The sequence below is a fragment of the Carboxylicivirga mesophila genome (assembly GCF_018271975.1).
Lineage (GTDB): Bacteria > Bacteroidota > Bacteroidia > Bacteroidales > Marinilabiliaceae > Carboxylicivirga > Carboxylicivirga mesophila.
On record NZ_JAGUCN010000017.1, the window covers coordinates 133162 to 144433 of the forward strand.

Annotated in this window: 8 protein-coding genes; 1 reads left to right on the forward strand and 7 read right to left on the reverse strand. The window is 42.7% G+C overall.

What is annotated here, in order from left to right; all coding sequences use genetic code 11:
- From KEM09_RS14915 to KEM09_RS14925, 3 genes are read right to left on the reverse strand one after another with little or no spacing between them, the layout of a single operon-like run.
- Window positions 1-2469, reverse strand: a complete 2469-nt coding sequence (locus tag KEM09_RS14915) for an alpha-ketoacid dehydrogenase subunit alpha/beta (protein WP_212229494.1) — start codon at window positions 2467-2469, stop codon at window positions 1-3.
- 30 nt (window positions 2470-2499) lie between these two features.
- Entirely contained in the window at window positions 2500-3867 is a 1368-nt protein-coding gene (gene lpdA / locus KEM09_RS14920) for a dihydrolipoyl dehydrogenase (protein ID WP_212229496.1), read from the reverse strand.
- A gap of 3 nt (window positions 3868-3870) precedes the next feature.
- Window positions 3871-5184 carry a dihydrolipoamide acetyltransferase family protein gene (locus KEM09_RS14925; RefSeq protein ID WP_244825041.1) on the reverse strand — a complete coding sequence of 438 codons (1314 nt, stop codon included), beginning with the start codon at window positions 5182-5184 and terminating at the stop codon, window positions 3871-3873.
- Window positions 5185-5341: 157 nt separating this feature from the next.
- Here KEM09_RS14925 and KEM09_RS14930 point away from each other — a divergent pair, with 157 nt between their 5' ends.
- Entirely contained in the window at window positions 5342-6058 is a 717-nt protein-coding gene (locus KEM09_RS14930) for a GntR family transcriptional regulator (protein WP_212229498.1), read from the forward strand.
- Window positions 6059-6167: 109 nt separating this feature from the next.
- Here KEM09_RS14930 and KEM09_RS14935 read toward each other — a convergent pair whose 3' ends face one another.
- The 4 genes from KEM09_RS14935 to fucK all read right to left on the reverse strand — a co-directional run.
- Entirely contained in the window at window positions 6168-7322 is a 1155-nt protein-coding gene (locus KEM09_RS14935; protein ID WP_212229500.1) for an iron-containing alcohol dehydrogenase, read from the reverse strand.
- 45 nt (window positions 7323-7367) lie between these two features.
- Entirely contained in the window at window positions 7368-8660 is a 1293-nt protein-coding gene (locus KEM09_RS14940) for a class II aldolase/adducin family protein (protein ID WP_212229502.1), read from the reverse strand.
- Between the two features lie 39 nt (window positions 8661-8699).
- On the reverse strand, window positions 8700-9989 hold the full coding sequence (gene fucP, locus KEM09_RS14945; protein WP_212229504.1) for an L-fucose:H+ symporter permease: 1290 nt from the start codon (window positions 9987-9989) through the stop codon (window positions 8700-8702).
- A 38-nt stretch (window positions 9990-10027) separates the two neighbouring features.
- Window positions 10028-11272 (reverse strand): L-fuculokinase (fucK, locus tag KEM09_RS14950; RefSeq protein WP_212229505.1); only part of this gene is annotated, 1245 nt, incomplete at its 5' end.

An 11272-nucleotide genomic window follows, 5' to 3' on the forward strand; every position in this document is an offset into this window, starting at 1 on the left:
TTAGATTCCCAACTTAGAACGACGAATCATCTCGGCATTGGTGAAATTATTAGCTACACTATGGCCTTTAAGTGGCACAATCTTCTCATGAATGGCATCAATCATCCAGTCTTTTGTTGGGAAGAAATAATCCTCCAACTCATAGGCCGGAGTAATCCAGTTACGCGATCCAACTACTACCGGCGGTGCATCCAGCTCATCAAAGGCCAGTTCGGTAATGCGTTGTGCCATATCTTTCAGGAATGAACCACGCTCATTGGCATCACTGGTCAATAAAATACGGCCTGTTTTTTTAAGGCTTTCAATAACCGGCTCGTAGTTGAATGGTACAATCGAACGGGCATCAATTACTTCGGCCGACATGCCATACTTTTCCTCAAGCTCTTTGGCTGCTTCGAGGGCGCGGTACACCGTTGCTCCAATAGTTAAGATAGTAATGTCTTTACCTTCTTTTTTTACATCCGGCTCACCAAATGGTATTTCATAGTATTCCTCAGGCACACCGCCTTTATGAAACTGCTCACCAATATCATAAATGCGCTGACTCTCAAAGAATATTACCGGATCGGTTCCCTGCAGGGCTGCATTCATCAACCCCTTGGCATCGTATGGCGTAGCCGGGAAACATACTTTTAAACCCGGAATATGTGCCACCAAAGAGGACCAGTCCTGCGAGTGTTGTGCTCCGTATTTAGACCCCACTGACACACGAACGACCACCGGCATCTTAATCACATTACCCGACATGGCCTGCCATTTCGGCAACTGGTTAAACACTTCATCACCACAACGCCCTAAGAAATCGCAATACATAATTTCAGGAATAACACGACCACCACACATGGCATAACCAATGGCAGTACCAATAATAGAAGCCTCCGAAATAGGCGAATTAAATAAACGCTGGTATGGCAAAGCTTCTGTTAAACCCCTGTACACCGCAAAGGCACCTCCCCAGTCACGATTCTCCTCACCGTAAGCTACTAAAGTTGGGTCTTTATAGAATCGATCAACAATGGCTTCGAACAAGCCATCGCGTAATTGGTATTGCTTAATTTTAGAGAACGGCTTACCATTGGCATCGAAAGCAAAACGCTCTTTATTGGCAATCTGCTTTACTCGTGGATTCTCTTCTATTGGGTGGTTGACCTCCACCGGGCGATCTTCCATCTTATCGATGCTTCCTTCGGAAAACATCATTTCCCCTATCAATTCAGGATGCTTCACCAGATCCATGCGTGGTGACACCTCTTCGTCGATAGCCAACTTCATCGAGTATTTCATTAGCTCAGCAACATCCGCTTTGATAGCGTCCAGTTCATCCTGTGAAACAACACCAGCTTTCACCAACTCTGTCCCATAGGAAGTAATACAATCCTGTTTTTCCCAGGCTTCAATCTCTTCTTTGCTGCGATAGGATGATGCATCAGAAGGTGAGTGACCACTGTAGCGATAAGTCAGCACATCCAACAGAACGGGGCCCTTTTTATCTTTCAGTAACTCCAGTTTACGCTGATAAGCATCAATAACGGCCAACGGGTTATAGCCATCAACACGCTCGGCATGCATGCTGTCACGGTTTACCCCTGCACCAATACGAGCGGCTATGTCATAACCCATAGTCTCACCACAGGTTTGTCCTCCCATACCATATTGGTTATTCATGATGTTAAAGATGATTGGCAAACCGCCTTTGTAAGCGCCTTCCCAAAGCTGCTCAAACTGGTCCATAGAGGCAAAAGCCAGACCTTCCCAAACAGGCCCGCAAGCCATGGAGGCATCGCCAATATTGGCCACTACCACACCCTCTTTCTGGTTGACTTTCTTAAATAAAGCTGCACCTACAGCAATATCGCCTGAGCCACCTACGATGGCATTGTTTGGGTACACGCCAAAAGGCGTGAAGAAAGCATGCATAGAGCCACCTAAGCCTTTATTGAAACCGGTTTCTCGGGCAAAAACTTCGGCCAGGGTGCCATATACCAAAAAGCGGCGTGCCAGTGCCTTTAAATCACCCTGATGATTTTCAGAAACAATTTTTAAAATGGTTCCATCGAAGAAATTCTTCATCACCTCCATCAAGGCATTATCATCCATTTTATGGATGGCCGACATCCCTTTTGCTAATATCTCGCCATGCGAACGGTGCGAACCAAAGATGAAGTCCTGCGCATTCAGATGATAGGCCATGCCCACTGCAGCTGATTCCTGACCAATTGAGAGGTGTGCCGGTCCAGGGTGATTATAAGCGATTCCCTGGTATTCGCCTTTGATCTTAATCTCATTAAGCATTGTTTCGAACTCACGGATTAAAACCATATCGTGATAGATCCCAATAAATTGCTCTTTTGAAAAGTTTACTTTCTCCTCTTCTACACTTTTATCGTACTGGTTTACCGGAATATCTTTAAATTCTATCTTACCTGCTTGTCTGACCTTAATAGGATCTATAAACTGTGATTTTGGCATTATTACTGATTTTAGGAATTTACAATTGGATTAATGAGTATGAGCAAATACCGTTTCCCTGAATATTTCAGATACAGTTGGATGTGGAAACACTACCTGCTCCATTTCTTTAAGCGTCATTTCGTTTTCGATGGCCATGCTAGCACCGTATATCATTTCGCTGGATGGATTACCCAACATATGCACCCCAAGTACCTGGCCGTATTTGGCTCCCACCAGCACTTTGCATAAGCCTGAACCACCCTCGTTCTCCGCGATAAACCGACCGGCATAAGCCATGGGCAATGTTGCTACTCTTACGTCAATGCCCTTTGCTTTGGCTGCTTCCTCGGTCAATCCTACGCCTGAAAACTCAGGATTAGTATAGACAACGCCCGGAATAGCATTGTAGCGCATCTGGTCATTAACACCACATAGGTTATTAACAACCACCTCGCCTTCGCGACTGGCAGTATGAGCCAGCAGAGAAAACCCGGTAACATCGCCGGCGGCAAATACATTTGGGATATTGGTGCGCATTTTTACATCTACCTTAATGCCACCTTTAAACAGCTCTACACCCAGGTTTTCGAGGCCAAAGCCATTTACCACAGGACGACGACCAACACTCATCAGTATTTTATCGCCTTTGATGTCTGATACTTTACCGCCTTTCTCAAATACTACGGTTTGACCATCAATCTTCGTAACTTTTGAACTCAGATTGAATGTAATGCCTTTTTTAGCATATTGCTGGCGCAACATGGCGCTCATCTCCGCGTCCATTCCGGTCAGGATTTCGTCCATCATTTCAATTATGGTCACTTTGGTGCCAAGGCTATTGAAGAAACTGGCAAACTCCATCCCAATTACACCGCCTCCAATGATTACCAACTCTTTGGGCAGCTCCTGTAGCTGAAGTATTTCCCGATTGGTTAATATGACTTTGCTACCATCCACACCGGGTATTGGAGGTATAAATGCCTCAGATCCGGTACATATCAACAGGTTCGAAGCTAATATCGTTTCTTCAGAAAATGCTAATTCGATACCTCTTTGGGTACGTCCTTTTATAAAGGCAGACTCATTCATAACCTCTACCTTAAATTGTTTCATCTTGGCACCAACGCCTCCGACGAGTTTCTTCACTACTTTCTGCTTGCAAGCCATCATTTTATCAAAGCTGAATGATAAATCACCGGATTCAACACCATACTTTGCACCTGCTTTTGCCTGATCATACAGCTTGGCACTGTAGAGTAAGGTTTTTGTAGGCATGCAGCCTTCATTCAGACAAACACCACCTAATTCCTTCTTTTCTAAAAGAATCACTCTCAATCCTTTTGCTCCGGCTCTTTCAGCAGCTACATAGCCTGCCGGACCGCCTCCTATTATTGCTAAATCATATATCTTTTCCATAGCTTAGAAGTCAATTGAAAGGTTTTCAATTTCGATGGCTATCTGCTTCAGGAAACGTGTGGCCAGGCCACCATCCAGGGCCTGGTGGTCGTAGGTAAGACTCAATCCCATATAAGGCACAAAGCCATAGGCCCCACCTCCCAGATCGGCCGGACGCGGTACAATGGTGTTGACACCCAAAATAGCTACCTGCGGCAGGTTAATCACAGGCGTAAACATTTCAACACCATAGTTGCCCAAATTTGATACAGTAAACGAAGCCGCCTCTGAAGACAGTAACTCCGGATCGATATTTCCTTTGCGACATGATTCAGCCACTTCCTTAAACTGGCTGGATAAACCTGCTATTGACAAGTCATCTGCATTTTTAATAGCTGGCACCATCAGGCCGCGGTCGGTATCAACGGCCAATCCTAAATGTACTTTATTAAAATACTTCACACTGTCTCCCATGAAGTGAGCGTTGGCATCAGGAAACAGCTTCAAGGCTCTGATAACAGCAAAGCAAACCATATCATTGATGGTGATATTGGGTGCGCCTTCAGTGGCTTTCACTAGCTTTCGCAGCTCCAACAAGCGACGAGCATCAGCTCCCAAATGATGGGTTAACTGAGCTGAATTCTGCAATGAGGCATGCATAGCTTTCGCAATAAGCCTGCGGATATTTGATAATTTCTTAACCTCAAAATCGTTTGAGTAAACAGGATTGGTGGATAAATCAGTCGCTCTTACCATGCCATCTAAACCACTTCCTTGTTCTACCACCTGAAGTCCTTCTTCTTTTATGACTTCTTTAGCCAATGGGGTTATTTTTGGCACCGAGGCCAAATAGGCTTCAATATCCCTGACGATAATCCTTCCTTGAGGCCCTGAACCTTCGATTTTCTCGAAGGGCACCACCTCAGCCTCAGCTAGCTTTTTAGCACGTGGGGATATTTTCACTTTATCGCCATTGACAGCTTCTTTAAGTACCACCTGAACAGGCTCATTAGCTTCTACCTCAGGATTTTCTTCTGCAGTAGTACTTTCTTCCATTGACTCATCTCTTCCTTCGGCCTGAAATGCACTTATATCTTCTCCCGCCTGACCTAATACACCAATGTTGTGGAGCACTGGTATTTCATCACCAGCTTCACAAAAGGTTGCCAATAATATGCCATCCTCCTCTGCTTCCTGTTCAAAAGATGCCTTATCGGTTTCATAAGCAAATAGTATATCTCCTTGTTTGATTTCATCTCCTACCTGTTTATACCAATCGGTAAAAATGCAGGATTCAACTGATTGCCCCTGTCGAGGCATAATAATTGCGTTAGCCATGATTCAATTCGTTTGAAACAAAGCTATTTACTACTACATGTATATACAAGTTAATTTTTACATTTCTTACTAACGCTTGTATACCTGATATTTACACATATTTACAAGTCACTTGTATATACACCTAAATCAACTTATCTTTACAGAAAATTAAAACATGACAAAGAAAACAACACTCCCTCCATATAAGAGACTATACGAACAGTTGCGTCAACACATTACTGGAGGACATTACAACAAAGGTGACATCCTACCTTCTGAAAATGAACTATGCACAACGCACCAGGTAACACGTCCAACGGTTAGAAAAGCACTGGACAGACTGGTTCATGAGGGGTATATACGCAAAAAACAAGGCAAAGGCAGTATTGTGCAAGGACAGCCACAAGGGGTAGGCATTTTATCACTTTCAGGCACCACTTCAGCCATCGGCAGGGATAACCTGGAAACCAAACTAATAATCAGGCCTTTTTTAGTCCAATGCGAAGATGCCTTTGGCTTCCCATTATTAGACTTTGAGAAACAAGTTGGTTGCTATCAACTGGAGCGATTGCGTATCATGAACAAACAACCCATCTTTTATGACATTACCTTAGTTCCGAATATTAACCTGCCTCGCTTTACCAGTCGTAACTTTGAGAATCGCTCACTCTTTGAGATCATGCGTACATCCTATCAGTTAGAAGTGACCGGTGGCGAGCAAAAACTGATGGCAATAACAGCCGATGAAAAATTACAGCAATATTTCAATGTTAAGCCCGGGCATCCCATACTTCAACTAGCCAGAAAAATGGAAACAAATAAAGAAGGTTTTAATTTTTACAGCCAGGTATATTGTAATACAGAGAGCTATGGCCTTTATGGCACATTCTAAAAACTCATTGCATAGTCTTCACGACAATTACAAATGCCCTAATTATAAATACAAAAGGAGAAGGGTTTAAAATCCTTCTCCCTACATTCAGAACTCAAACTAAGGAAACTTAATAAGCTGCCCTATAAATATCTATCGCATCTTCAACTTCTACGATTCGCGGATTACCGCCGGTACAAACATCCAATAAAGCATTATGAGCCATCAATTCAAAGTCCTCAGGGTTAGCACCCAATTCTTTGAGACCAGATGGAATACCAACATCTTTTGACAATTGCGCAATAGCCTCCAATGCAGCTTCTGCAGCTTCCTGAATGTTCATTCCTGAAATATCAACACCCATTGCCTGGGCTATTTTAGCAAATTTTTCAGGGCAGGCCGATAGATTAAAGCGCTCTACATGTGGCAGCAAAACCGCATTAGCAACACCATGAGGCGTGTTATATAAACCACCTAACTGGTGAGCTGCAGAGTGAACAAAGCCCAGGCCACAGTTAGAGAATGCTTGGCCGGCAATAAACTGTGCCCAGGCCATTTTACTGCGTGCTTCCAAATTAGAGCCATCGTTAACCACCTCCCTTAAGCTTTCACTAATTAACTGAATGGCATAAAGGGCCATATGATCAGACCAGTGAAATGCACCAACAGTTACATATGCCTCAATTGCATGTGTCAAAGCATCCATGCCGGTAGCTGCTGTCAGAGGAGCTGGTTTATTCAGCATTAACTCAGGATCGTTAACTGCAATCGAAACCAAACAATTCTTATCTACCATCACCATTTTCACCTTACGCTCCTCATCGGTAATAACGTAATTGATGGTTACCTCACTTGCAGTGCCAGCAGTTGTATTAATAGCTGCAATAGGAGCTGACTTATGTTTTGACAAGTGAATCCCTTCGTAGTCTTTGATATCACCCCCATTAGTTGCCAGAATGCCTATAGCTTTGCCACAATCCTGTGGTGAGCCTCCTCCAATTGTTAGGATAAAATCACATCCATTGCTCTTAAAAATAGCCAATCCATTATGGACATTCTCACAAGTTGGATTAGGCTGCACCTCATCAAAAACTGTATAGCTTATAAACTGTTCTTCCATTAAATCAGTCACCTTTTTAACCACACCCAACTCATTCAGAACCTTATCTGTAACAATGAGAATCTTTTTATAATTCTGGGTTTGTATTTCTTCAACTAAATCACATATTACTCCTGGTCCAACCAAGCTTAACGGTGGCAAATAAATTCGTCTTTTTTCTAACATGGAAAATGAATATTCAAATCCTCCTGTGTTGGAGGATTTGATTAATTAAAAAAATGCTTTACGCAACTCATCTATCTCTTCATCACTCATTGGCGCAAAATCACCCAGGGATGTACCCATTACTAAGGATTTGGCGCTAAACTCAGCTACTTCAAGGCGATCAAATGCCTGCAATAATGTATTACCTGTCATTAAAACAGAATCATTTTCAATAATCGCCCCAGGATTATCTTTTGAAATCAACTCTGACAGTGTATTATTATTGGCAAAATGGCTACCAAAAGGAACATTGGCCATATCCTGTAAGAAAATCCAACTTTCAGGAATAGTTCTTACATCCAACTTTTTGTGCGTTACACCATAGGCCATTAGATATTCTGGCTGAGTTAAAATAATAGCATTAATATCAGGATGCATCTCATAAATCTTTTGATGCAACCAGGTTGAACGGCTTGGCACCTTATCAGCCTCACATTGGCCATCTTTTACTTGCACAATGTCACTCTCCTGGATATCCCAGCGTGTTGCATCAGTTGGTGTAATCAAAAAATCATTGCCTTTCCAACGCACAGAGATCGTTCCGTAGGTACTCATCATCAAACCTTGATCGCAAGCCCGACGTACCATATCCTTAATCTCATGACGAATACCTTTCTCATCGGACGTATGTGAAATATTCCTCATCTTTGGATAGTCAGTTGGCACTTGATTATTGAATGAATAGATCTGTTCCTCAGTAAGAAACTTTGGCTCACCAATAATCTTAGAATTAATTAGCGTCCGACAGGCAAACTCAAGAGTTTCAAAACGTTCATAGGCTTTAATCACGTTCTTTCCGCCAACAACAGCCCCATGATTTTCCATGATTACCGAATCAAACCCTTTTTTAAATTGCTCTGAAATGGAATCGCCCAGTGCACTACTTCCCGGTATATGATATTTAGCATAGCCAATTGGCCCACAAACAGATTTAACTTGGGGAATGACATTGGTATTTGGTATCTGGCGAACAATACTAAAAGCAACCAATGCCGGTGGATGGGCATGCACCACAGATTTTAAATCTGGACGTTCTACATATATCGCCTTATGAAACGGATATTCCATCGATGGTTTGTGGGGTCCAACAATTGTGCCGTCAGCCTTTACACACATGATGTCACTTGGTTTTAACGAACCTTTATCAACACCAGATGGTGTTACCCACATATCTCCGCCCTCATCCATTATTGAGATATTGCCACCTGAAGTAGTGGTTAATCCTTTTTTGTATATCCGATTGATAATCATGATGATTTGATCGCGCGGATGTAACAAATTCAAATTTCTAACTGACATAGTCTTTTGTTGTTTATTTAAATTAGTTGATATCAAAAATTATTGTATTGTTGCCCTATAAGAACGGTAGCCATAGGCCGCAATGATGATAAAACAAATAAATGGCAATATAAATGACACATTAACCGCTGGTAAAAAACCAACTTGACCCATATCAATAATGGTCCCTTGTAACGGAGGCATTAGCGCACCTCCTACAATCGCCATTACCAATCCTGCTGCACCTAATGTGGCATCTTCTCCAATACCTTCCAGGGCAATACCATAGATAGTGGGGAACATTAACGACATGAAGGCTGATGTAGCTACCAAACAATAGAGGCCAGCCAAACCTTCGATGAAAATAGCACCACTGATGGTGATTAGTGCACCAATAGCAAACAGCATTAACAACTTACGTGAATTAACATACTTCATTAAGAAAGTACTGATAAATCGACTGCCTAAAAATATACCCATTGCTACAATATTATACATTTGGGCAGTAGCCTTATCAATACCAAGGTTATCGGCATATTGTATGATGAATGTCCAGCACATGATTTGTGCAGCTACATAAAACACCTGTGCAATAACCCCTTCGCGATAGACTTTATTATTGACCAATCGCCTGAATGATTGCATCGGATGGATAGCAGTGGAATGACCAGATTGAGGCATCTTGACCAGCGCAATAACCACCAGCATGGCAATTACAACTATACCTAGAATCACATAAGGATCGCGGATAATCATTAAATCCGATGCACGGATAGCGGCTTTGACAGCTTCATCCAACGTGGGAAATAGCAATTCGCCGGCCGCATTGCGTTTATCTGATTCTAACGCAGCCAATACAATTCGGGAGGCGACAAACATACCCAATAACGAACCCATCGGATTGAAAGACTGTGCCAGATTTAATCGCCTAGTCGAGGTCTCTTCGCTACCTAATGCCAGGATATATGGGTTAGCTGTGGTTTCTAAAAATGCGAGACCAAATGTAAGGATATAAAGCGACACCAAAAAAAAGCCAAACGCCTGATATTGAGCTGCTGGCCAAAACAATAATGCACCGATTGCATATAATGCCAGCCCCAACAGAATACCTTTCTTATAACTGAACTTTTGTACAAATAGTGCAGCCGGAATAGCCATGGTAGCATAGCCCCCATAGAAAGCAAACTGCACCAGCGATGCCTTGGCATTAGAAATCTCCATGACTGTTTTAAAGGCAGCCACCATGGGGTTCGTAATGTCATTTGCAAAGCCCCACAAAGCAAATAAGCTTGTTATGAGGATAAAGGGAACCATGTATTTTTTTTCAACAATTTTTGGATTTTTCGTCATGATTAAAGAGTTATTTTTCATAAACAATGTGGCTGATTCTAACGCCTTTTAAAGGCAATGTATTTTCCATAAAGTGACTCATAAATAGCAGTGTTGCCGGAAGGATAAATCACCTGTTCATTGTAATCGATCTGTTTTCGGGCTGCTTCAACCGATTTATAATTTCCGGCACCGGCAAACACAAACATTGAAGCGCCCAATACGGTCGTTTCTTTTTGCTCAATAAACTGGATGGGTGTGTTACAGATATCCGCACGTAATTGGTTCCACAAACGGTTTTTAGAACCACCACCAACACAAATAATCCGTTCAGCTTTAAACCCCCCGGCCCCTTCCAGTGCCTCCAATGCCTCACGTAAGCGAAAGGCCATGCTTTCAAGGAATGCGCGGTAAATCTGACTTCGTTTTGTTCCGATAGTTAAACCGGTAATAATACCACCATTGGTGCTGGTTCCATCATCATAAAAAGCCGGATCAACCATAACACCATTAGCCCCAGGAAGCTCCTGCTCTGCTTCACTTATCATGGTCTCATACAATTCGTCACCCTTTATTTCTGGATAATAACTTTTTGAGAACCACTCCAGAACACCTGATCCCAACCAGTTCTGACCAATATTAAACACCCCTTTGGTAGCATCAAGCTCCGTTGTCAGATGCTTTTCCAGTTCTTTTTCGGTGGTACGATACCCTTGGCTACGTGTCATCAATATCTCCCAGGTACCTGAGCTCAATACGGGTTGATTTAACTCAGCCCCTGAGCCAAAAATGGCAAACTGTGTATCATGACCAGCCACAAAAACTGGTGTTCCTTGTGGAAGTCCTGTTAATTCTGCCGCGGGTTGGCTCACAACACCAGCTTGTTCACCAGGCTCAGCCAGTCTGCCAAATAAACTACGGTCAATATCAATATCGCTTAAAACTTCCTCAGAAAAATCACGCTTCTCTAAATCACTCATCATAGCTGTTCCCATCATGGTTGTGTCATTAAGCATCGCACCCGATAGTCTATGAATCAGCAAAGAGGGAATAAAAAGGAATTTATGCGCCTTATCCAGCACATCCGGCCTATGTTCCTTAAACCAAATCATTTTATTAATAGTATTGAAGGCATAGGGGTAAACACCTGACTTTTGGTAGAGCCTTTCTAACGGAATGTATTTACCAATGCTATCCATGATTGGAGCAGTGCGTTGACATTGCCAGGAAATGACCGGATAAAGTAAGTTTCCTTGCTTATCAACAAAGGCACCATCTACACCAAAAGTTGTGACTGTTGCACC